Here is a 23,014-nt window from a genome sequence, read left to right on the forward strand (position 1 = left end):
TTTGATTCCTTAATTGATATGTTGGAACTCTTGGCTATTGATAAGAGCCCAGAGAATGTCTTGGAGCAGGTCTTTGTCAAAAACACTATCCGGTTTTGACATGAGTGATTTTATCTTTTCCTTTTCTCCAACACTTGGCTCTCGACCTAAAAGTCGAAAATAAAGATTGGAGATAACCAAATTCATTGATTTTATTTGATCAAACTCTTGTTTCACCAAAGACTCTTTATTCCCAAAATCCCAAATTAGTTTTCCAACCACACGACCATTCATTAAAGTTAACATTTGTTCAATGGTAAGTTCCGAGATATCATCCGAAATATCCACCCGTGGACCAGATCCAAAAACTGATAAAATGGTATGGTAAGGAGCAGGTCTTTCCACCTCGGAAGCATTCGAGAATTCTTTTAAGTTGTCCTGAGGGATACGAACCGAACCTGTACCAGTCAAATCATAGGGTTTTTGATCCATAAGACCCGAGAGCCAAGATAAATTCCTTTCCCGAATGTTACTGATCTTTTGGGAATCAGAGACTCGTATGAGAGAGTTCAGGAGTTGGTCACTGTCCAATCGTTTCGGCGAAAAATACCGAATGGGGTCTTGTTCGTTTGGACTTTTTGTCAGGGAACGATTGTAAGCATTGGAAGTGACAATGTATAAAATGAGTTCTTTCAGTTTTAAGTGGTTCGCCAAAAAGTAAGAATCCAAATGGTTTAAGATCTCTTCTCCAGTCACCACAGTATCTTCATTCCAATCATCGAGGGGAGTGAAAAAACTCCAACCCATAAGTTCCGTCCACACTCGGTTGATGATTACTTTTCGAAACCGATCATTGGATTTATTTGTTAACCAATCAGCAAAAACTTTCCTACGATCCTCACCGGGTTTTAATTTGGCCTCTTTTCCATCTAAAAACTTTGGCCTTACCAAATCACCACCGGGGGCATCATCTGTGTGCGGAAAACGAAGACCTAGTTTTGGTTGGTAGAAAAGTGTGGCATACTCTACTTCATGTTTCTTTTGGTAGTCTTTTCGTTGTTCGTCGGTCCATTTGTTCCAATTGTCTCTGTTCCATTCATTGTTTTTATCTTGGAGATTTTTTTGGTCTTCCATTGGAAGATGCACTTCTAATTCTCTGGGAACATAACTTAATGTTTTTCCATATCGATCCACTTCCCAAGATCCATCGCGATAGAACTGTTGGCTAAAAAAAGCCGCAAGAGCATAATAATCCCTTCTAGTAAAATCTGAGATGTATGGATGGTCATGACATCTAGCACAAGCCACCCGTTTTGCATAAAACAACCTTCCCACATACTCTGCCGTTTGTAATGGATCTGCTCCATCACGAATATAAAACATAGTAGCCGGTGATTCTTTTACATTGCCTGTAGATGTTAACATTTCTTGTATCAATTGGTCATAGGGTTTGTTTTTGTGAATGGATCCTGCAATGTATTCAAAAAAAGTACCTGTAGGGATTTTACGTCCTTTGGATTTGTCTCGTAACATGGAAGTAAACTTAGTTCCCCAGTATTCGGCAAACTCGGGTTGTTTTAAAAAACGAACCGCAAAGGATTCTAAATTTTGGTCTTTGGAATCGGAGGGAAGTGAGTCCAACTCTTTCCATTCGGTGACACTGGGAATCACACCTCGCAAATGAAGGGAGAGTCTTCGAAAGGTGATTTTCCTTTCCGCCTTAACTATATTAGGTGATAATTTCAAATACAAACTATCAAGTGGATGAACTGTATTCTGTTTTGATCGAGACTGAACATATCCGAGAGAGAGAATCAGAATGACAAAAGAAACAAGGAAATAGCGAAACTTAAGAACTAGATTTAGTACCAATCTCATGTTGGAAAGATTCTATGTGGGATTTTACGAATTGAAAATATTTTTCTTGCAAAAGTCAATTTTTTGCAGATAAACCTTGGTTGCGATGGCAGAAGAAAGAATCTATGAAATGCTTTGGGACTGCGAATTTTGCGGGTCCAAAAAATTACTCGGTAAAACACATAGGCATTGTCCCAATTGTGGTGCCACACAGGATCCAAGTCGTCGATACTTTCCAAACGATGCAGACAAAGTTGCTGTCCAAGACCATATCTATTATGGAGTTGATAAGGTTTGTCCTTTTTGCCAAACCCCCAATGGAGCCAAAGCCACGTTCTGCGGAAACTGTGGGGGTTCCTTAGATGGTGCACAAAATGTAAAACTTCGTTCTAACCAAGACGGTCTCACGGAAGACTCTGTTCAGAAAGCAAAAGAAGATTTAGCTTTTCCGAATTCTGACTTTGTCAAACCTCATCCCAAAACTCCGAAATGGGTTTTGTGGTTACTTGGAACCATTGTTTTCGGTGGGATTGGATTTGTTTGCCTTGGCGTTTTATGGACTGAAAAAGTAGAACTACAAATCACTCATCATGAATGGTCTCGCACCATTGCCATCGACCAATTCAAACCAGTTTCCGAATCCGAATGGTGTGACTCAATGCCTATGGGTGCGTACAGTGTGTCCAGAAGTCGCCAAATCAGAAATTATAACAGCATTCCTGATGGAGAAGATTGTCATACAGTTCGTTCAGATCGTGGAGACGGAACCTTTTCAGAAAGTGAAAGTTGTACCACCAAATATAGACAAGAGCCCGTTTATGATGACCACTGCAGTTACCGCATCGATAAATGGGCCTTTGATCGCAACGCAATTGCCAAAGGATTTGGAACCACACAAGAACCCTATTGGCCCACTCCCCAAATTCGAGAATGTGCTACCACAAACATTGGTTGTGAACGATTAGGACCCAAGGAAGAAAAATATATAGTTCATTTCACAGAGTCCAGCGGAGAAACCAAAGGAGAAAAACATGATTGCGATTTTGATTATGCAAAATGGAAATCTCTCCCAACCAAAGGACTTTACCAAACAGAAAAAAGTGTCATCTTTAACTACATCACTTGTGACACCATACAAACGTTAGAAGATTCTATAACAGAGGAATAAAATGGACCAAACTTGGTTAAAAACAACATTAGAACGTTTTAAGAACGAACAAGATCCCATTCGAAAGTTTTTAAAAGAAACTAAACTATTTGAAGAAGCTCTTGCCAACCAAGAGTATGAAAAAACCGATCTTCTCATCCGAAAAGAACTGGGAGGAATTCTAAACTCTTTTAAGGAAAGTTTTCGTAAATTGGAAGAAGGTTTTGTGGCTAAGGCCCAAATCCAAAACATCGGAAAAACAAATCCGGCGACAACACTTCTAGACCGAATCATTATGAAGGTGAGTTCTGCTGGGTATGGGCTCAATGGACTTGGCACTGGGGTCAAAGCCACTGCAGAAGAAATGGAAAAATTACTAAACCATGACTTTTCGATGTTGGAAAAAGTGGGGAACATACAAAAAGAAATTTTGGATATCCTACCTAGTTCTTTTGCAACAAACCCAGAAGCGGCAATTGAATCTATCAACAAATTACTGTTAGATTTCGAAACACAATTTGAATCAAGAAACTCTATCTTTTTAAAATAATAAAATAAGGAAATAAACCATGGCACTAATCGATAGAATAAAATTTGAAGGAAGTCCCAATGAAATCGTTTGGAAATATCCATCCGATGAAATCAGTACCGCAGGACAACTGATAGTGGATGAAAACCAAGAAGCCATCTTTTTTAAAGAAGGAAAGGCTTTGGATACCTTTGGGCCTGGAACCCATACTTTAAAAACAGGAAATATTCCTATTTTAGAAGCTCTCGTCAACCTTCCGTTTGGTGGAAAAACTCCCTTCACAGCGGAAGTTTATTATGTGAACAAAGCCATTTTTGCGATGAAATGGGGAACAAACACTCCCATTCCCTTGGAAGATCCCAAATACAAAATTGTATTAAACATTCGTGCTTTTGGTGATTATAAATTTCGAATCAAAGATTCAAGATCCTTTTTACTCAATGTAGTGAAAGGTGGGAATCGAACTACGAACGGATCCATTGATGAATTTTTAAAACCAAATATTGTACGTGGGATCGGTGATTTTATTTCAGAAGTTATTTTAAACAACAACACATCCGTGGTAGAGATCAATAAATTCAGAGATGAAAGTTCTACGGCAGGAAGGGTCAAACTGGCTCCTGAATTTGAAAAATATGGAATCGATTTAACCGAATTTAACGTATCTTCGGTGAACTTTGACCAGAACGATCCGAACTACCAACGAATCCAAAAAATCATCACCGATAAATTCGAAATCGATATGCTAGGCGATAAATACCAACAAAAGAAAATGTTCGATATTGGACAAGCTGCTGCTGAAAACGAAGGCCAAGGTGGCGGAGCGATGGGTGCCGGGATGGGCATGGGAATGGGGATGAATATGGGCCAGATGATGGGTAATATGATGAACCAAGGTGGGGGCCAAGGGGGAACAGCACCGGCAGCAAATGATCCGGCCGCACGAATTGCTAAACTAAAAGGGCTACTCGACCAGGGACTAATCAACGCAGAAGAGTTTGAAGCCAAAAAAAAGGAAATCCTTTCTTCATTGTAATGCGAAGGTTCAATAGCAAACTTTCGCAAACCGAAAAATACTCCATCTCGAGAAAGGATCTAACTTTCTTTAGGTGGAGATTGGAAGAAAATAAAGAGAGAAATAGAGAATTAATCTGAAATTGGTAACTGTAAAAAATAACCAATTTTCAATTTGACAAATTGCACGAAAATCGTGTAAAATAGTAAATATGAAAAGTATTACTTTTAGAGCTGACGAAAGGGCGATTGAAAAAGCTCGTTTAAAAGCAAGTAAACAAAAAAGGTCACTAAATGACATTTTTAATGAATGGCTCCGCGCTTATTCTGAATCTGAGCCAAAAGATTTTGATTTAGATGCGTATTTGAAAAAATTTGAATATGTGAAGATAAACCGAAAAATAACTCGTGAAGAAGCCAATGAAAGGTAAAATCTTCATCGATACGAATGTATTTATTTACTTCTTTTCACCTAAGGATTTTGAAAAAAAGGAAATCTCTTCAAATATCATAAAAGCTTCTTTTAAATCTGATAGATTTTCTATAAGTTACCAAGTCATCCAAGAATTTAGCAATGTAATGCTTACAAAAGGACAAACACCAATGAAAGGTCAGGATATTTCAAGTTTCATAGAAAAAATCTTAGATCCAATTTGTTCTTTTTTCCCAACAACTGAATTTTACAAAAATGCTCTGAAATTAAGAGAGAAGAATCAATTATCTTATTATGATTCTTTGATTGTTTTGGCGGCTTTAGAACTCGATTGCGATTATTTATTGTCTGAAGACTTTAATGATGGAGCAAAAATTAACAGATTAAAAATTATCAATCCATTTCATAAGATGAATGCAAAATTACTAAAATCTATTCTATAATTCCCAAATTTCGATGTTTAAGAAAACAATTGTTTGATCTCAGCCAGGTTCGCTTCTGCTTCCTGTTCCCCTTTATCGATGATTTCTTGGTAACGAGCAAAATCAAATAACTGAAATTCTTCCAAATGAAAATGTACAAAAAGATCCATTTTAGGTCGTTTGAGGCGAGTGATCTCTCTTCCTTCCAAGGTGATGGTTCTTGTCATAATCTGTAAGATAGGAGGATATTTTAAAGTATCCCAAATATAACGAAAGAATCCTTTTTCTGTTGTGTTACGATCTTCAAAGAGTTTGACCGGGACAATTTCTTGCAAAGGAGAAACATTGATTCCCATCACAACATCTGCACCTTTAGAGCGAATGAGGTTTTCCGGAACGTTATTGATCATCCCTCCATCCACGAGTAATTTTTCTCCAAGTCTGTAAGGAGGAAAGGCACCAGGCAAACTCATCGCACTGGTGAGTGCTTCTGTAATAGGTCCTTGGTCAAAGATATGTTCTTTTCCTGTTTGTAAATCTACTGCGGAAGTGGCAAAAGGGAGAGGCAATTCTTCAATTCTTTGGTCACCAAACCCTTTCTTTAACATTCGTTTCATTCTGGCACCTTTAAAAAAGGCAACAACCGGAATCGTTGGATCGAAGGCACTTTCCAATCCACCGAAGAAATTTTTAATCATCTCTTCGATTTCTACCGGTGAATTTTTTCTCGCATACAAAGCCGCAATCACAGCTCCCATCGATGCGCCAGAAACAAAATCAAAATGAATTCCTTCTCTATGTAAAACTTTTAACAAACCAACATGCGCCAAGGCTCTGGCTCCACCGCCACCTAACGCCAAACCTCTCGTTTTTGCCACAAGGTATCTGGCTAACGTATCTTTTTGATAAAATGTTTTGAGTGATTGGTCTTGGGGAAGGTAACTTTTACGAACACCACTTTCCATCATACGAATGGCACGGCCTTCAAAGTTTCGGATTCGAGTTTTCCAAAAATTGATGATTTCTTCTTTTTCTTTGTAAAACTTTTCCGGTTCATCTTCCCAAAATACAATAAAGTCAGATTGTACTACAAGATAATGTAAATCCATCCTGGAAGTGGATTCATCAAAATAAATATGAAGTAAAGGGGTTTTACTTCTAAGATTAGTTAAGTATTCTGAAATTTTTGTTGGGTCCATTCCTTTGAAAGTGGAAATGGGAATGGCTGATGATAATTTTTTGGTGACCTCACCATACTCATCTAAAAAGGTTTTTACTTTTTCACCAAAATGGTATTCGGGTTCTAAGGGAACATGAACACATAACCTTCGTAATCCGGAAAAAGTATCTTTATGGCTAGGTCGATCTAAGTTCTCTCGCATTCGAGAGCCCATCATCTGGATGATGTTTTGCGCAAAAACCTTTTCTTGGGATGCCAATTGCAAAAACAGTTTTCCATTCAAAACATAAACGAGGGAATCAATGACAGCGATGGCGGAAGTAGAATGGTTAGAACTGGAGATGAGTGAGTTCTCGGCCAAAACCTGACCCGAACCCACATATACATGACCTTGCCCGGCCACATTCTCAAGAAGGATTTCGCCATACCGAACAATATAAATCGATTCCGAAGACTCTCCTTTATAATAGAGAGCTTCGTGGCTTCGAATTAATTTTTCTTGGACATTGTTTGCCAGTCTTAACAGAACAGCAGGGGGAAGTTTTTTGAACAAATCCACAGACTTTAAAAAGTTTTGTATGGCCTGTCGTTCTAATTCTGTTCGTTTCATTTTCCCCTCGTTCTATTAAATTCGTATGTTCACCCACTCCTTCTTACGAAATTTTCTGACAAAAATCACTGCCATGAGTAAAATCCAAATAAAAAACGCAGACCATATTCCAAAATTACCCCACGCTAGGACAATCCCGAATAAATAGGCCAACGGCAACATGATGATGAATGATACAATGAGATAAACAAACATTACATAATACATCATCCCTGCACTACGAAGCGCAGAACCAATCACCATATGATACGCATCTCCCACTTGGATGAGGGCCACAATACAAAGTGCAGGATATGCTACCTTTGCAACGGCGGGAACATCTGTAAAAAGTCCAATGAGCCAAGGACCTGCGATGATAAAAAAGAGTCCCATACTTCCCATGACGATGGCTGAAAAAGTGGCAGAGCGCATTGTACCTTCATAAGCCAATCGAAGTTTTCCCTGTCCCATTGATTGACCAAGAATGGTAGTGGCCGCAATCCCAAAAGAAAATCCAGGCATAAAAGACAAACTAAGACATGTTAATACAACACTAGCAGAAGCAAGAGTGGTTGTGCTAATCATTCCAGCAATTTTATAAAATCCAGAAAAGGCAAAGTTTACGAGTGTTCCTTCCACAGCAGGAGCGAATCCAACCATACAAAGTTCTTTGATGATTTCAAAACTTGGAGTAAAAATTTGATACTGAAAGTACTTGATGACATCTTTTCGGAAAAAATAAAACACCACAATGAGAAGAGCAGGAATTGAAGACAAACTAGAGGCAATGGCCGCACCTTTCACTCCCCAAGCTGGGAAACCCCAGTTTCCAAAGATGAGTAACCAGTTAAAAAAGATATTGGTGACTGCGGCTAAAATGGAAGATATCATCCCCACCTGCACAATTCCAATCCCGTCAAAAAATCCACGTAAGGCGAACCCAACAAAAAAGAGAACTGTTCCTAAGAATCGATAGGAAAGATAAACGCCAGCCACTTCGATCACTTGCGGATCATCTCCGATCCAACCCATAAACTCTGGAGCATAAAGGAATCCGAAATAGGACAAAAGAGATCCTAAAACTAAGGACAAATATACGGAGTTAACTAGAGTGATTCCGACCCCTTTGTCATTTTTTTCGCCAAATCGGCGTGCTACGATGATTTGTACGGCCATTGATCCGCCCATAAGAAAGGCGAAGATGGAAAAATAAACCATCCCACCAAATCCAACTGCGGCAAGAGGAACCTCACCGAGTTTCCCTACCATAGCAGTATCTGCTACCATAATGGCTGTATAACTGATCATTCCAAAAAAAACAGGGATTGCTAATCCAAGAATTTTCTGATTCAATCGAGTTGGCTTCAAGATGCGTCTAATTTTGTGAAGCATAGTTTTGTCATTCTTATATGTATTGCGATCTACACAACCACCTTTATGGATGTTTACCCCCTGAAACTTTGTATCGAATTGGAAAAAATAACCCAGAACCTAGATGGCATCTCTATTTAGATTCTTATGAAAAAGCTTATGGGATAAAAATTCGGCCTTCCACTTTTTTTGAAGATTATGCTGACATAAAAGAATTTTCCAAACTCTATCACTTTCGAGAAAAGGCTCCTTTTTTACATTTCCAAGCAAAGTTCAACCTCATCATCGCACTCGTTAAGTTTGATGAAAGAGAAATAACAGAAGTGACACATGATGTTGTGTTATCTAATAGTTTGGAAGATATCAGTTACGCTGAATATCGTTTGATGTTTGGGAAAGAAGAACCAAAAGAAAGTTTTTATAGTAAACTAATGGCCTGTTTGGAAGGCCTCACCAAAGGAGAAAATTCAGCAAAAAAAGAAGGCAAAACCATCCAATCAAAACTAGTGATGTCTCTACATAGAGATATCAATTTTGAAAGGCACTATGACTGGATGAAAAATTGGATGGAAAAAGAATCTGTCATCCGAGAAGGACTTGTGGGAATCGATTTCTGTCATATCGAAGAAGGCCATCCGCCAAAAGATAAAAAATCTTTTTTCCAATCCGTAATTAAAGACAACCAAGCAGAACCTAACACTGCCTTGTCGATTCTCTATCATGTAGGAGAAAGTTTCCGAGACAAAACTCCTTTCTCTGCAGTCCGGTGGGTTTTGGAATCCGCATTGAATGGTGTGCATCGGCTTGGACATGCCTTGGCCCTCGGAATCGATTCTGATTATTTTTTGGGAGATGAAAGGACAGAGCTTGTATCAGAAGCCAAAGACCAAATTGAATGCGAATTGGAATCTTATGATGAAATTTCCTCCTTTGGCAGTTTTTATCCCAAAGAAGAACTCGAACTGAAACGAAAGGAACTAAAAACCAAACCAGATTCTGAACTCTTAAAAATCCAGTTCGATGCAAAACAGTCCCAGTACCTCCATACCTTCCAAAACTTTGTTATGTCTAAGATAGCACAAACCGAAGCTGTGATTGAATGCTGTCCCTCTTCCAATTTATACATTGGAATGTTGGAGTCGCACATCGATCACCCCATCACAAGATTTTTGCAAAACGATATCAAACTTACCATAGGATCCGATGACCCAGGATTATTTGGAACCACAATGCCCGAGGAGTATCACCACGCCCATACCGCTGGTGTGTCTGAAAAAGATTTGGAAACCATCCGGGAAAGGTCTTTTTCCTATAGATCGACCAAACTTTCAGGGCGTGAATTGGATTGACCCTGACAGAGATTAGGTAAACTGGAAAGTATGCGGATTTTTTCCCAAGTTTTTGTGCCCATGATTGTCTTTTCTTTGGCAATGGGACCAGTTTTGGGACAAACCAAAGAAGGTTTTTACGACACAAATAACTACGATCTTAGAAATCTTCCGAAATCCGATCCAGAATCCAATGTACTGCAGGATGTAACCATTCCACCCAAATTTGAAACTCCTGTTCTCGCCACTCCCAAAAATGTGAAAACCCAATACAGTGGGATTGAGTCAATTCCCGGTGCTGGCGCCTTAATGAATTCCAGAACCACTTCCAACTCGAGCCAATCAGCGGCCAATCCCTACAATCTAACAGGTTCACAAAATTTACCGATCAACCCACTCACTGGGGAAATCAACGAACAAGCTCTACAAAACCAATTGCAAAAAAGTAGAATCAAACAAGAGTTAAAGAAAAAACAAAAAGAAGAGTTTGATGAAGATGCAGTCTACGAAGAAACAAAATTCCGAAGGGCATATATCATTTTCTTTTTAACCTTACCATTTGCTCTCATTGTTTCAGCAGGAGGAGTGGCCCTGCTTGCACCTGCTCTGCAAAAATCTGCCTTAGCAAGTGGGATTCTCATTACGGGAACCACAGGTCTTTCTGGAACCAATGTTTATCTAGATAGACAAAGAATAGAAGAACACCGAGAAAAGAAAAAACAATTGGCTGAAGTTTACCCTTGAAGTTCAAACGATTCTTCGTTTTCCTATCACGTTTTTTTCTTTATTTACAAGTCCAAAGATTCGAAATCCGAAAACTTTACATAGAGCACTTCCGTTGGATGGGAAGAATGTTTTATATATTCTTTGGTTTTTTGTCCGTTACGATTCTAATTTTAGATTTTGGATTCTATTATCCAGAAAGTTGGAAAGAATACGTAACACTTTCGATTCGAACTCTTGTTTCGTTTTTTATTTTATATGAATCCATCCATTTAATTTTTACGAACAAACGATGGAAAGAATACGTATCCATTCACAAAATAGAACTTATCATCTTGCTGATGTTAGGCCTAGAGTTTATTTATGAAAAAAATATAGTCTCTATACTAAAGTCATACCATATTTCGGGAGATGATACCACGCTGATCTTTTTATCGGCAAACCAAGTTTTATTTTTATTTTCTAACTTAGCCCATTTTTATCGACTTTCCAGAAACCATGATTCCAAAAAATTAAATCCCTCCATCGTATTTGTTTCTTCTTTTGCTTTTATCATTTTACTCGGAGTTTGTTTTTTACATTTTCCGAAATCCACCAACGGAAGTGTTCCTTCTATTGATATTGTATTCACAACCATCAGTGCAACTTGTGTGACAGGCCTTTCGACAGTCGATTTAAGTTCGAGTTTCACTTTGACTGGACAATTGATTGTTTTACTTCTCATCCAAGTGGGGGGACTAGGGCTTATGACCCTAACCAGTTTTTTTTCAATCTTCCTTGCTGGAAAAGTTTCCGTAAGTGATACGATGATGATCAAAGACCTTCTCTCCGAAGAAACCATGGGTCGTGCAAAAGAAATTTTAAAACAAATAACGATCCAAACTCTTGTGATTGAATCCATCGGTGCTATATTATTATTTTATAGTTTCCCAGAAAACTTCCCGATTGTCCTTTCTGAAAAAATTTATTATTCTATCTTTCATTCTATTTCTGCATTTTGTAATGCTGGTTTTAGTTTGTTACCGAATGGACTGGCAACCGAAGCCTTTCAAAGATCAGAAGGTTTTTTATCGGTGATTATGCTTCTGATAGTACTCGGTGGGCTTGGGTTTCCCGTATTATTTCAAATTCGAACAAGACTATCCAATCCTTTTGACTTTAAGTTTCGGTGGTCTGTTACCTCCAAGTTGGTATTTTGGACGACCGGCTGTCTTTTGTTATTCGGTTGGATTTCATATTATTTTTTAGAACAGAATTCCAGTTTAAAAGGTCTTACCGCCTCGGAACAGATCTTTCATTCCTTGTTTTATTCGGTCACCACAAGAACCGCTGGGTTTAATACTTTGGACTTAAGCCAAATGGGATTTCCCATCACCTTCATTTCTTTCTTTTTAATGTGGGTGGGAGCTTCTCCTGTTTCTACAGGAGGAGGGATCAAAACCACAACATTTGCCATCTCTCTTATAAACATAACCAACGAAATTCGTGGAAAAGAAAGGATGGAAATAGATCACCGAACAATTGCTAATTCATCTATTGCGAGAGCCAGCGCCACTATTGTGTTATCTTTATTCGTAATTTTTGTTGCCATCTTTGGTTTATTGATTACTGAGAATGTAAATTTCATTGATTTATGTTATGAAGTGGTTTCTGCTTTTGGTACAGTGGGACTCACTCGTGGTCTCACTCCTCATCTGAGTGGTTCTGGTAAAATTATCATTTGTACGGTAATGTTTGTGGGTAGGGTCGGAATTTTGACCTTACTTGTCGCGCTCTCCAAAAAAGTAGATCGTATCTCGTATGAATATCCGAAAGAATATGTGGTTGTAGGTTGAACTTCGTATGCAAAGAAAAAAAATAGCAGTCATTGGAATTGGAAGTTTTGGAAAGTTATTTGTACGTTATCTATTTGATGATGGACATGAAGTCATTGCCATTGATAAGGACCCAATGATCATCGATTCGATAAAAGATTTTGTTACCATTGCTGTTACATTAGATGCCACTGACGAACATGCATTACGATCCCAAGGAATTGCCGATGTGGATTATGCTGTCATAGCTCTTGCCGATGATTTTGAAACCTCTATCATTTGTGCTGAAAGTTTAAAAAAATGTGGTGTTAAAAATATTTATGCCCGTTACCAAACAGAATTGCAAATGAAGGTTTTGGCACTTCTTGGAATCAAAGATTTGTTTAACCCAGAAGAAAAAGCAGCAAGAAGTATGGCCGAAACCTTATCCTTTTCTGGAATGCGTTCCAGTTTTTTAATCTCGGATGAATACAGTGTGGTAGAAGTCACGGTTCCGAAACGTTATATCAACCAAACCATTGCTGATGCTGACTTACGTCATAAATACAATATCAATGTCATCACCATCAAACGTCCTACCATAAACAAAGATACCAAACGTGCTTCTGATTCCAAATCAGAAAAGATCTTAGGAATTCCACACGGGAATACAATTCTCAAAGAAGATGATATCATTGTTCTTTTTGGATCTCAAACAGATCTGGCTCGTTTTCTGGAAACATAAGTATGGGTCCAGAACGAATCATTTGTCTCACCGAAGAACCAACAGAGATGTTTTATCTTTTGGGCGAAGAAAAACGTATTGTAGGAATCTCGGTTTATACAGAACGGCCACCAAAGGCAAAGGAAGAAAAAACCAAAGTTTCTGCCTTTATCAGTGGGAACTTAAAAAAAATTACAGCTCTCGAACCAGACCTCGTCATTGGTTTTTCTGATATCCAATCCCAATTGGCAAAAGACCTCATTGAACGAGGGTTAAATGTTCTGATCTTTAACCAAAGATCGATCAGAGAAATTTTATCCAATATGCAAATGCTCGGAAACCTTGTGGGCCAAGTAGAAAAAACAAACTCTCTTATCGAAGAATGGACAAGTCAGATCAACCTTTGGAAACAGGTGAATACTTCCAAATCCTACAAACCCAAAGTTTTTTTTCAGGAATGGGATGAACCCATGATCACTGGCATCCAATGGGTGAGCGAAGCAATCGAACTGGCCGGTGGAATAGACTGTTTTTCCCACTTAAAAGAGAAAAAACTCGCAAAAGACAGAATCATCACGGCCGAAGATGTAGCAACTGCCAATCCAGATGTCTATGTTGGTTCTTGGTGTGGGAAAGCGATGGATTGGGACTGGGTGCGTAACAAACCCGAATGGCAATCGACAAACTTCTTAAAATCCAATAGAATCTTTGAGTTAGACCCAAGCATAATATTACAACCAGGGCCAGCTTTGTTTTTAGAAGGGATTCCCAAACTAAAAGAGATCTTCTCCTCCCTCTAATTCCCTACTTTGTCATTCCACTGTCATCTAAATGTAACAGAGATATTCTAGATTTGAAACATATCAATTAGATATGGAGACATTCATGAACTTTTCATGTAACCTGACAAAGAAGAAAATCGCTTTGTCTTTTGTGACCCTACTCATCACAATCTTTACTCTTGCAGGAAAAATCGAAGCACAGGCAACACCTGCGGCACCAACAACTGAATCCACACAAACAACGGAAGCACCAGCGGAAACTCCAGCTCCCGTAGCAGAAGCTCCTGCGGAAGCGCCACAACAAGAATCCGAAATCGGACTCGTAAAATTGTTTGTGACAGGTGGATGGTCTATGTGGCCACTACTGCTTTCTTCTATCGTTGGATTTGGTGTGATCCTAGAAAGGATGTATTTTTTCTTCACAGCAAAACTAATCAGAAAAGGATACAACCAAGACTTACAAGATGCCATTGATGCTTCTGGAATGAATGGGATTGAAGAATTTTTAAAAGCTAACGAAGGACAAAAAATCACTGACGTATTAAAAAATGGTATGGAAGTTTCTCAAAACGATCCAGAGATTTTTGCAGCTGGTATCGAAAGAGAAGCTGGTGAAGTGATGACACTTCTCGAAAAAGGCCTTACTGTTCTTTCTGCAGTCTCAACGATTGCACCACTAGTTGGATTCCTTGGAACCGTATCTGGTATGATCAATGCTTTTGATGCGATTGCAAATGCTGACCAAGTGAACGCAAAAGTGGTTGCTGGTGGTATCAAAGAAGCGCTCATCACAACTGCTGCTGGTCTTATCGTGGCGATCCCTGCAATGACATTCTACCAATACTTACAAGGCCGAGTCGCTTTCTTTACTTCTGAAGTAGAAGAAGCAGCGAACAAAATCTACAAAGAATACTTAAAACTTAAAGCTGGAAAAAAAGCGTAAGTAACGGAAAGTAACTAACCATGATTAAGTTAAAGAAAAAACAAGAACTAGAGGAGATATCGGCAGCATCTATGTCGGATATTGCCTTTCTACTCTTGGTATTTTTTATGGTAACTGCTGTATTCTTTGTAAAGGAAGGATTGAATATTTCCCTTCCACGCAAACAATCCGAACCGCAGCCTTTTTTACGTAAAAATGTATATGAAATTTTGGTCACCCAAGATCGATACAAAATGCGTAACCCGGCTTTCGGAACCAAAGAATATTCTAGTTTAAAAGAATTTCGTGATGACCTAAACCAAATGGAAATCCCGGATCTTAAAAACAAACTAGCACTCATTGTTACAACCGGTGATACCAAATATGCAAAGATGTTGGATGCCTTATCCGCAGTTCAACTTCGCGGATTTGAAAAAATCTCAGTGAGAAAGAAGAAATAATATGTTACGAAGAAAGAGAGTCGCACCTTCAGTTCCCGTAAGTTCGATGGCAGACATTGCCTTCTTACTCCTCGTGTTCTTTATGGTAACCTCCGTATTAGATTCGGATCCAGACCTTCCCATCAATCTACCAGATGTTCCTGGTGGAGAACAGTTAAACAAAAAGATAGCCAATCTTTACTTAACTGCTGATGAAAAGAGAACTGTCTATTTCAACTCAGTCAAAATGGAACTTAACGAAGCAATGAGTGAAATCAGAGCTAAAATTTCCACTACACCTGACTTAAAAGTTTTGATCCACGCAGATCAAGATTTAACGTATGAAGAGTTGGACAATGTATTCGAAACTCTCCGAGAGATTGGAGCCTTAAAGGTTTCTCTCGTTACCAAGACCACTCAAGGTGGCGGGTTAAAAGGAAAGTAACGTGAACGGAACAGTTGTTACACAGAAAAGATCCAAACGCGAGAGAATCCATCGATTCATTGATCGATATAGAATCGAAACTGGCCTCGCCATTTCTGCCTTTGTCCAAGCCATCATCATTCTCTTTTGGTTCACTCCTCATTTGGAAACCGATAGTTTGGATGACCTTGTAGAAGAAGTCGCATTCATCGACAATGTCCAAATCCAGGAACCATCTACCGATTCCAAACCAACCGATGGTGATTTTGATCTTACTGACAAAGAAAAAGAAGAAAAAAAAGAAGACCCACGCATAGCTGGTGCTTCCGATCCTATTGTTTCTGGAGCTACCTCTCCTGTGGATCTATCACCTAACGTTCGCCCAGAATATACTTCTGATGCAAAGGCTCTTGGTGTCACAGGAACGATGACCTTAGAAGTGATCATTGGAAATACAGGTGAAGTGTTACGAGTCCGATCCGTAGGAAAACAGTTAGGTGGTGGTCTTGAAGAAGAAGCCATCAAAGTTTACCGAAGAAAAAGATTTTCTCCTTCCATCTTAGAAGGAAAAGCCATCACCGTAAAGGTGCTTGTTCCCATTCGATTTACTTTAAATTAAAATACCATTGGGGCGAATCCACCACCTCCGGTGGTGGACCGGGCTCTCCGCTGCAATCTGCATGTTATGCAGGATTTACGCTACGATCCCTTTCGCTATTCCGGTAATTCCAATACCTTGTCTTCTTCTTCCATTGGTTGTTTTGGAATTTCGATTTTTTCGATTCGGATTTCATGAACAAAATCAGAATCTTCAAACTTGTCTAAAATACTGATTCGTCTGGGGTATTGTTTGTCGTTCCAAACTTCATAGTATCCGTATTTGATCACACCTTTATAAAAACTAAAAAGTTCGCGATAGGTAAACTCCATCCATTCTAAGGCACCACTTGTTTTTTCAAAGTAACCAACGTATTGGTCTGTATCGGGAGTGGCATTCACCTGAACAGATGTAAAATATACCACTTCATAGTCTTGACCTAATTTTTGAGTTGGACCTGCATATTGAATGATGGGGTATTCTGTCAGTCGCCAAGGTAGTGTTAGATACAAACGAAGGGATTCTAAGTAAACTCGAACTTCATCGTCACCAGTAAAAACTTTTCCTGTATCAGCGGCAATTTGATAAGTATCTTTTTTAACAAGGCCAAGGATAAGACCTTTTTTTTCACCGCCGAGGAATTCCACTTCCATTGCATCTTTTTCAAAATCCAAATACACACGAAGCCTTTGTTCCGATTCTTTGATCGGTGTAAAAAATCGAACAAACTTAGAATGCCAAACATCCTTCAAAACAAATTGAATTTGTTTGTATCCTTTCCAATCTCCCGGCGTGAGTTCTTTCACTGGTGGACTCGTAATGATCGACAATCCCTTCTTTCTTAAGTCAGGATTGAAACCTTCTTTTTGTAAGGTGGGAGGGCGTAGGTCGGCCAAAGAACAAGAAATAAAAAATAAAGAAATAGAAATGAGTAAAACATGGTAACGAAACATTGATTCCAAAATGAAGCAAAAACGATCCTCTGTCAATAGGGAAAGTAAACCAGTCCACCTGAACTTAGGCAGAGATTGATAGGTTATCGAATTTTAAAAGAAGCGAATGAGAAATTAGATAAATATAGAATGAAGACTTAAAACAATGGAGAAACAGAGAGGAAAGGTCGGAAACCCGACCCTCTCTTTTTAAATGATACTTATGCTTTTGCAGCACCTGTTTTTTTGATAGATTCCGCAACTTCATTGATTTTTGCTTTTACGGATTCAATTTTTCCTTCAGGCATTTTTGCTTTGATTTCTTCAGCGATTTTGTTGTAGTTTTCTACGATTTTAGAACGAGTTTCGTCGTAGTTTTTTCCAGCAACACTAGAGAATTCTTTAATGTCTGTTAGGATTTTGTCAACGGATTGGCGAATCTTTACAGAATCTTCCGTATTGTCCAAAGCACCTTTGGATACTAATTCATTGTAAGTTGTTTCCAACTGAGTTTTTGCTTTTTCAAGACCTTCTTTTCCCGATTGGAAAAGTCCGATTCCTGCGTTAAGAATGTCCATGATTTGTTTTTCCATAATTTAGCTCCTGGTTTTCACCTATTTGTGCAATGCACAACACAGTTATGTGCGTTGCACAAATTTAGACAAGTACTTTTTCTAGGGGAAAATCGATTTTTTTTAGATTTTTTTCGTAGTCTCTTTTGCGATTCAATTCTAGAAAATTCTCCCAAAGAGGGAAAATGCCGCTATCCGCATCTCTTTCGGTTCGAATTCTGTGGATTTACGTCGGTCGGTGGTTACTTGAATTCAACTTCAGAAATGAAAACTCTAAATTTACCAAAGAAAATGCAGACTGAAATCAAAAACATTCCCATGATCCATTTAACAGATGTTCATGAGGATGACAAAAATCCTTATTTCTACGTTGGTCGTTTGGAAGAATTGCCAAATGAATTCCAGGACTTTGATAGTTCCCATAGACATTCTTATTTTGCGTTATTCTTTTTTACGGAAGGAGAAGGAACCCACTCCATCGATTTCCATACCCATTCGATTACAAACAATAGTCTTTTTTTCTTAAGGCCGGGCCAAGTGCATTCCTGGACTTTTTCCAAACCAGTGAAAGGTTTTGCCTTAAAGATTTATCCTGATTTCCTCTCCGAACATGGCGGGCAAGTTACCAGCTTTCAAAACTATCCTTTTTTCCAATTGGGAAATGAAATTTCTAAACTCACCATCCAAGATGGAGACCAATTCAAAAATGATTTTGAAAGATTACTCGCCGAAAAAAATTCAAAATCAATTCCCAATTCTTCCATGATCTATCTTTTGATTCAGTTGGTTTTGCAACAATCACTGAAAGAATTTAATACATCTTTTACGGACAAAGTAACCGTCGATTCCAAGTTATCGGATTTTTTTCGTTTATTAGAAAATCATTTCAAAGACCAAAAAACAACTTCATATTATGCAAAACAAATTGGGACTTCTTCTGGAAATTTAAACCAACTCTGCCAAAAAAAATATGGAAAATCAGCAAAATCAATCATCCAAGAAAGGTTGGTTTTGGAAATTAAACGGCTGTTACTACATTCTGATTTGAATATCAACCAAATTGCTTTGACTTTAGGTTTCGAAGATAATTCCTATTTTAGTAAATTTTTTAAAAATCATACCGACAACTCACCGGAAAATTTTAGACGTTTGAAACGAAAACTACCATAAAAATCAGATTCTCTCCATTTACCAACTTTCTCTTTTTCCATAAGATAGAACCAACACTTAGAAAAGGACATATAAATGTTAGAAAAATTATTCTACACAGAAACAAGTTGGTTTTTTACCTTACTCAGACTGGTTTTAGGTTTTGTGATTTTGCCACACGGATTGCAAAAGTTATGCGGATGGTTTGGAGGGTATGGATTTGCTGCCACTTTGGATTTTTTTAAATCGGAAGGAATCCCCTATGCCATTGGATTTTTAGTCATTGTAGCAGAATCCTTTGGGGCACTTGGACTCATTTTTGGACTCTTCACAAGACTTTCTTCATTTGGAATTGCCCTTACCATGTTGGGAGCTGCGGTTTATGTGAGAAAAAATGGTTTTTTTATGAACTGGTTCAACCAACAAGCCGGTGAGGGATTTGAATACCATATCTTAGCCATTGGAATTGCTTTGATTTTGATGGTCGCCGGCGGAGGCCAACTAGCACTTGATAGTTGGATTGCGAACAAAGTTCATTCCAACTAAATTCACTAGGTACCTGTGTGTCAGTCAGATTTAGATATTACCATGAGTATTAACTGAGTTAAAACAGAATTAAAACTGGCTTGAATACAAAATCAAAATACAACCGTCCCCTCGCAAGAATGGATAGTTGTATTTTGTTGGAATTAGTCGGTAAGGATTTCTAACGCGCTGATTGGCTCATGTTGTTGGGCCATGATCGATTCCAAAAACTTTACATAAGCTTCTCGTCCTGGGTACTGAACCTGGTTCACACCTGTTTTGACAGCAGCTTCTGCCACCGCAGGTGCCACATGGTAAAGAACTCTTGAGTCCAAAGGTTTTGGAATGATATAGTCAGCGCCAAATCGAATTTCTTTTTCGTTATAAGCTTCAGAAACTTCGATTGGAACCGGAAGTTTAGTGAGTTCACTTAATGCATACGCCGCAGCCAACTTCATTTCCATATTGACTACTTTTGCACGAACATCTAAAGCCCCACGAAAGATAAATGGAAATCCAAGTACGTTGTTGACTTGGTTATGATAATCACTGCGACCCGTTGCCATAATGAGGTCTGGCCTTGCACGTTTTGCATCTGGATAAGGAATTTCTGGATCGGGATTGGCAAGAGCAAACATAATGGGTTTCTCAGCCATCGTTTTGACCATTGCTTCTGTTACAACATTGGCAACGGACACTCCAATAAATAAATCCGTTCCAGGAAAAATATCTTCTAACGTATCTGCATCAGTTTTGCGAACAAAAGGTAACTTCGTTTCATGTAAGTTAGTTCGTTTGTGGTTGATGACACCACGAGAATCCAACATAAAAATGGATTCATGTTTAACCCCGATATGTGTTAACATCTCCGCGATCGAAATGGCAGCAGCCCCTGCTCCATTGATCACAACCTTTAGATCACCAGCTTTTTTACCGGTGATCTCTAATGAATTGAGTAGTGCAGCAGTTGAAATGATCGCAGTTCCATGTTGGTCATCATGAAAAACAGGAATCTTCATACTTTCATCTAATGTTTTTTCTATATGAAAACATTCCGGCGCACGGATGTCCTCTAAATTGATTCCACCAAACGTTGGTTCGAGGGCCTTTACAATTGTGATGAATTTTTCAGGATCTGTTTCATTAATTTCAATATCAAAGACATCAATACCGGCAAATTTTTTGAATAAAACTGCCTTTCCTTCCATCACTGGTTTTCCAGCGGAAGCTCCAATATTTCCAAGACCTAAAATGGCAGTTCCATTGGTGATGATTCCGACTAAGTTTCCTCGGTTAGTGTATTCATAAACGAGATCAGGTTGTTTTTCGATTTCGAGGCAAGGGTAAGCGACTCCCGGTGAGTAGGCCAAGGACAGGTCGTAACTGTTCTCCGTTGGTTTTGTCGGAACTACTTTGGTTTTTCCTTTCGGAAACCTAGAGTGATACTCAAGTGCGCTATTTTTCATGGTCTATTTTCCCACGATTTATGATTCAATGGAAAATCCTAGAATAAATTGGAGGGATAGCCTTTCAAAAAAGGTTGATGGAAGTTCTATGTCCCTTTAGATAAAGACCTTACGAAAAGCCAGAGGGGGCAAATTTGGAACTAGTTGGTGAATTTTTTGGAACTGCTGTTCTCATTCTACTTGGTGACGGTGTAGTTGCTGGTGTTTTATTAGAAAAATCAAAAGCAAAAGACGGGGGATGGATCACCATCACCACAGCTTGGGCACTGGCGGTCTGTTTCGGTGTTTTGGTGGCAAAGGCCTTGGGAAGCCCTGGTGCCCATTTAAATCCCGCTGTCACACTTTCTGTTTGTATCCAGTCGGGTGATTTTTCCATCTTTCTCCCCTATAGCCTTGCCCAGGTCGCAGGTGCTGCGCTAGGAGCCACCCTCGTATATTTACACTACCTTCCTCATTGGAAAGAAACCAAAGATTCTGGAACCATTCTAGCCGTTTTCTCCACATCACCGGCCATCAAACACACAACCTCCAATGTCATTAGCGAAGGACTTGGGACCTTTCTTCTCATCCTTGGAATCCATGCCATCTTCTCTCCGTTTAACGGTGGAGCCACAGGTGTTGTGGGAACCGGATTTGTCGCTCTTCTTGTCTGGGCCATTGGACTATCTATGGGCGGCACTACTGGCTATGCGATTAACCCTGCACGCGACTTAGGACCAAGGATTGCCCATTGGTTATTGCCAATTCCCAACAAAGGAAATTCCAATTGGAAATATGCATGGCTTCCCGTGGTGATTCCGTTAGTGGGTGGTGGGCTTGCGGCAGTTGTGATCAGGTGGGGGATCTAAGAAAAGTTTAAATCGAAACACCTCTTAGAGGAGAAAACCTATGAACAAACACAAACTAAAGTTAAATCTATTTTATATATTTCTCTTTATTTCCTTTTTTTCTCTCTCGGCAAATCCATGGGATCAAAACTTTTTATCGAACTTGTCTTCCGGGGATTGCAGAGGGATTGTTAAGAAAAATAAAACTTGGTGTGATACGAATGATTGTAAAGGTATTGCATCAAGTGATCGAACCTGGTGTGACAGCGATGACTGTAAGGGTGTTGCTAGTAGAAATAGATCTTGGTGTTCTTCCAATCTATGCAAAGCATGGGCTTCACGCGATCGGACTTGGTGCAATGACAACGACTGCAAAGGTGTAGCGAGCAAGGATCCATCTTGGTGTGATAGCAAACAGTGTAAAGCTATTGCATCTGGAAATGAAACATGGTGTCTTTGATTCTAAACACACATTTAACTTGAATTTCGCTACATTTGTTCTTCCGCTTCCTTCAAACATAGCTATATTAAAAATTAACAATTAAAATTTAATTAAGAAAATAAATAAGTTGTAGTTTTCATACATCAAATATTTATTTCCACGTATAACATTCGTATAATGCAAAATTCAATTATTAAGCCATACCAATTCATTAAGTGTAAAATTAAATGGAATCAAAGGAAAATTCTATAAAAATGAAGCATAAATTAATCCTTCTCTGTATCTTCGCCTTTCCCATTATCACGATTTTCGCTACAGAATCAGAAACATTAGATACCTTTCGTGGAATCAACTTCTCTACTACTGAAGCACAAAAAATAAAAGCCATGTCCATCTTCGTTCCCCAAGCGGCAAAACGATCCGACTCCATACACATGAAGGACAAGTTTCCAATCACTTTCTTTAAAGCAGACTGTATCCAAGAAAAGGAATGTTTTTCCTTACTCATTGCTGTATCAGTCATACCTGAATCAATCAAATCCTTTGATACATTGGTAGAAGAATCAAGGGCTACTGATTTTGGCAATCCACCATACGAAGTAAACAAATGGGTCGAACTCCTTACATTTAAAACAGACAAAACAAAGATTCTAATGGGGCCTGGTGAATTACTGGGAATAAAGATAAACGCTTTTTATTATATGAAAGATAGCAACGAAACTTACAGAGTTTCAATGAACCTAATCTATCATCCTAAATTTCCAGAGGAAGAATGGCAGGACATTCTGATGCATTCGTTTCTCATCTTAAACAGTATTAACATTGAATCAAAAACAAAGTGAACAA

The 23,014-nt window shown here is 38.8% G+C and carries 24 protein-coding genes; 18 read left to right on the forward strand and 6 right to left on the reverse strand.

Annotated elements, in window-relative coordinates; translation table 11 throughout:
* Nucleotides 1–9: 9 nt before the first annotated feature.
* Nucleotides 10–1,857: a DUF1553 domain-containing protein gene (locus CLV96_RS10190; protein WP_004786389.1), complete on the reverse strand. Its 1,848-nt coding sequence runs from the start codon at nucleotides 1,855–1,857 to the stop codon at nucleotides 10–12.
* Nucleotides 1,858–1,933: 76 nt separating this feature from the next.
* Here CLV96_RS10190 and CLV96_RS10195 point away from each other — a divergent pair, with 76 nt between their 5' ends.
* The 5 genes from CLV96_RS10195 to CLV96_RS10215 all read left to right on the forward strand — a co-directional run bounded on the left by CLV96_RS10195 (nucleotide 1,934) and on the right by CLV96_RS10215 (nucleotide 5,402).
* A complete protein-coding gene (locus tag CLV96_RS10195) occupies nucleotides 1,934–3,004 on the forward strand; it encodes a zinc ribbon domain-containing protein (RefSeq protein WP_004786988.1) in 1,071 nt (356 codons plus the stop codon).
* A 1-nt stretch (nucleotide 3,005) separates the two neighbouring features.
* Nucleotides 3,006–3,533 (forward strand): LIMLP_15305 family protein, encoded by a 528-nt coding sequence (locus CLV96_RS10200; protein ID WP_004784578.1) that lies wholly within the window; start codon nucleotides 3,006–3,008, stop codon nucleotides 3,531–3,533.
* 19 nt (nucleotides 3,534–3,552) lie between these two features.
* Nucleotides 3,553–4,548, forward strand: coding sequence for an SPFH domain-containing protein (locus tag CLV96_RS10205; protein ID WP_004785476.1), 996 nt, complete (start codon nucleotides 3,553–3,555; stop codon nucleotides 4,546–4,548).
* 190 nt (nucleotides 4,549–4,738) lie between these two features.
* Nucleotides 4,739–4,957, forward strand: a complete 219-nt coding sequence (locus CLV96_RS10210) for a hypothetical protein (RefSeq protein ID WP_004787168.1) — start codon at nucleotides 4,739–4,741, stop codon at nucleotides 4,955–4,957.
* Entirely contained in the window at nucleotides 4,947–5,402 is a 456-nt protein-coding gene (locus CLV96_RS10215; RefSeq protein ID WP_004784845.1) for a PIN domain-containing protein, read from the forward strand. Before CLV96_RS10210 ends, CLV96_RS10215 begins: the two co-directional genes overlap by 11 nt.
* 17 nt (nucleotides 5,403–5,419) lie before the next feature.
* On the opposite strand, the gene CLV96_RS10220 is transcribed toward CLV96_RS10215, so the two are convergent.
* Both CLV96_RS10220 and CLV96_RS10225 read right to left on the reverse strand, forming a co-directional pair.
* Nucleotides 5,420–7,171, reverse strand: a complete 1,752-nt coding sequence (locus CLV96_RS10220; RefSeq protein WP_004785586.1) for a patatin-like phospholipase family protein — start codon at nucleotides 7,169–7,171, stop codon at nucleotides 5,420–5,422.
* Nucleotides 7,172–7,186: 15 nt separating this feature from the next.
* On the reverse strand, nucleotides 7,187–8,518 hold the full coding sequence (locus CLV96_RS10225) for an MATE family efflux transporter (protein ID WP_243836456.1): 1,332 nt from the start codon (nucleotides 8,516–8,518) through the stop codon (nucleotides 7,187–7,189).
* Between the two features lie 41 nt (nucleotides 8,519–8,559).
* Between CLV96_RS10225 and CLV96_RS10230 the strand changes: the two genes are divergently transcribed.
* From CLV96_RS10230 to CLV96_RS10270, 9 genes are all read left to right on the forward strand, one after another.
* Nucleotides 8,560–9,870 carry an amidohydrolase family protein gene (locus CLV96_RS10230; protein WP_004785166.1) on the forward strand — a complete coding sequence of 437 codons (1,311 nt, stop codon included), beginning with the start codon at nucleotides 8,560–8,562 and terminating at the stop codon, nucleotides 9,868–9,870.
* Nucleotides 9,871–9,900: 30 nt separating this feature from the next.
* Entirely contained in the window at nucleotides 9,901–10,593 is a 693-nt protein-coding gene (locus CLV96_RS10235; RefSeq protein ID WP_004787007.1) for a hypothetical protein, read from the forward strand.
* Nucleotides 10,590–12,407: a TrkH family potassium uptake protein gene (locus CLV96_RS10240; RefSeq protein WP_004786526.1), complete on the forward strand. Its 1,818-nt coding sequence runs from the start codon at nucleotides 10,590–10,592 to the stop codon at nucleotides 12,405–12,407. The genes CLV96_RS10235 and CLV96_RS10240 overlap by 4 nt, the downstream gene beginning before the upstream one ends.
* A gap of 7 nt (nucleotides 12,408–12,414) precedes the next feature.
* Nucleotides 12,415–13,110, forward strand: coding sequence for a potassium channel family protein (locus CLV96_RS10245; protein ID WP_004785383.1), 696 nt, complete (start codon nucleotides 12,415–12,417; stop codon nucleotides 13,108–13,110).
* A gap of 2 nt (nucleotides 13,111–13,112) precedes the next feature.
* Nucleotides 13,113–13,889 carry a cobalamin-binding protein gene (locus tag CLV96_RS10250; RefSeq protein ID WP_004785796.1) on the forward strand — a complete coding sequence of 259 codons (777 nt, stop codon included), beginning with the start codon at nucleotides 13,113–13,115 and terminating at the stop codon, nucleotides 13,887–13,889.
* An 85-nt stretch (nucleotides 13,890–13,974) separates the two neighbouring features.
* Nucleotides 13,975–14,814: a MotA/TolQ/ExbB proton channel family protein gene (locus tag CLV96_RS10255; RefSeq protein WP_004787462.1), complete on the forward strand. Its 840-nt coding sequence runs from the start codon at nucleotides 13,975–13,977 to the stop codon at nucleotides 14,812–14,814.
* A 20-nt stretch (nucleotides 14,815–14,834) separates the two neighbouring features.
* Nucleotides 14,835–15,254 carry an ExbD/TolR family protein gene (locus tag CLV96_RS10260; RefSeq protein ID WP_004787714.1) on the forward strand — a complete coding sequence of 140 codons (420 nt, stop codon included), beginning with the start codon at nucleotides 14,835–14,837 and terminating at the stop codon, nucleotides 15,252–15,254.
* Nucleotide 15,255: 1 nt separating this feature from the next.
* Nucleotides 15,256–15,678: an ExbD/TolR family protein gene (locus CLV96_RS10265; RefSeq protein WP_015677138.1), complete on the forward strand. Its 423-nt coding sequence runs from the start codon at nucleotides 15,256–15,258 to the stop codon at nucleotides 15,676–15,678.
* Nucleotide 15,679: 1 nt separating this feature from the next.
* Nucleotides 15,680–16,276: an energy transducer TonB gene (locus CLV96_RS10270; protein ID WP_004785370.1), complete on the forward strand. Its 597-nt coding sequence runs from the start codon at nucleotides 15,680–15,682 to the stop codon at nucleotides 16,274–16,276.
* Nucleotides 16,277–16,371: 95 nt separating this feature from the next.
* Here the strand turns inward: CLV96_RS10270 and CLV96_RS10275 are convergent, their stop codons facing one another.
* Both CLV96_RS10275 and CLV96_RS10280 read right to left on the reverse strand, forming a co-directional pair.
* Complete coding sequence (locus CLV96_RS10275) at nucleotides 16,372–17,208, reverse strand: LBF_0142 family lipoprotein (protein WP_004784215.1); 837 nt, start codon at nucleotides 17,206–17,208, stop codon at nucleotides 16,372–16,374.
* A gap of 200 nt (nucleotides 17,209–17,408) precedes the next feature.
* The gene (locus CLV96_RS10280; protein WP_004785689.1) at nucleotides 17,409–17,780 is read right to left on the reverse strand and encodes a phasin-related domain-containing protein; all 372 of its coding nucleotides are present in this window, start codon (nucleotides 17,778–17,780) and stop codon (nucleotides 17,409–17,411) included.
* Between the two features lie 270 nt (nucleotides 17,781–18,050).
* Between CLV96_RS10280 and CLV96_RS10285 the strand changes: the two genes are divergently transcribed.
* Complete coding sequence (locus tag CLV96_RS10285) at nucleotides 18,051–18,929, forward strand: AraC family transcriptional regulator (protein WP_040917332.1); 879 nt, start codon at nucleotides 18,051–18,053, stop codon at nucleotides 18,927–18,929.
* A gap of 75 nt (nucleotides 18,930–19,004) precedes the next feature.
* Nucleotides 19,005–19,454 carry a DoxX family protein gene (locus CLV96_RS10290; RefSeq protein ID WP_004786447.1) on the forward strand — a complete coding sequence of 150 codons (450 nt, stop codon included), beginning with the start codon at nucleotides 19,005–19,007 and terminating at the stop codon, nucleotides 19,452–19,454.
* Nucleotides 19,455–19,597: 143 nt separating this feature from the next.
* Here CLV96_RS10290 and CLV96_RS10295 read toward each other — a convergent pair whose 3' ends face one another.
* Nucleotides 19,598–20,899 carry a malic enzyme-like NAD(P)-binding protein gene (locus CLV96_RS10295; RefSeq protein WP_004785487.1) on the reverse strand — a complete coding sequence of 434 codons (1,302 nt, stop codon included), beginning with the start codon at nucleotides 20,897–20,899 and terminating at the stop codon, nucleotides 19,598–19,600.
* Between the two features lie 134 nt (nucleotides 20,900–21,033).
* On the opposite strand from CLV96_RS10295, the gene CLV96_RS10300 reads away from it, so the two are divergent.
* Both CLV96_RS10300 and CLV96_RS10305 read left to right on the forward strand, forming a co-directional pair.
* Complete coding sequence (locus CLV96_RS10300) at nucleotides 21,034–21,747, forward strand: MIP/aquaporin family protein (RefSeq protein ID WP_004785171.1); 714 nt, start codon at nucleotides 21,034–21,036, stop codon at nucleotides 21,745–21,747.
* Between the two features lie 675 nt (nucleotides 21,748–22,422).
* Nucleotides 22,423–23,010: a hypothetical protein gene (locus tag CLV96_RS10305; RefSeq protein ID WP_040917220.1), complete on the forward strand. Its 588-nt coding sequence runs from the start codon at nucleotides 22,423–22,425 to the stop codon at nucleotides 23,008–23,010.
* Nucleotides 23,011–23,014: the final 4 nt, after the last annotated feature.

This window comes from Leptospira meyeri (assembly GCF_004368965.1).
Taxonomy (GTDB): domain Bacteria; phylum Spirochaetota; class Leptospiria; order Leptospirales; family Leptospiraceae; genus Leptospira_A; species Leptospira_A meyeri.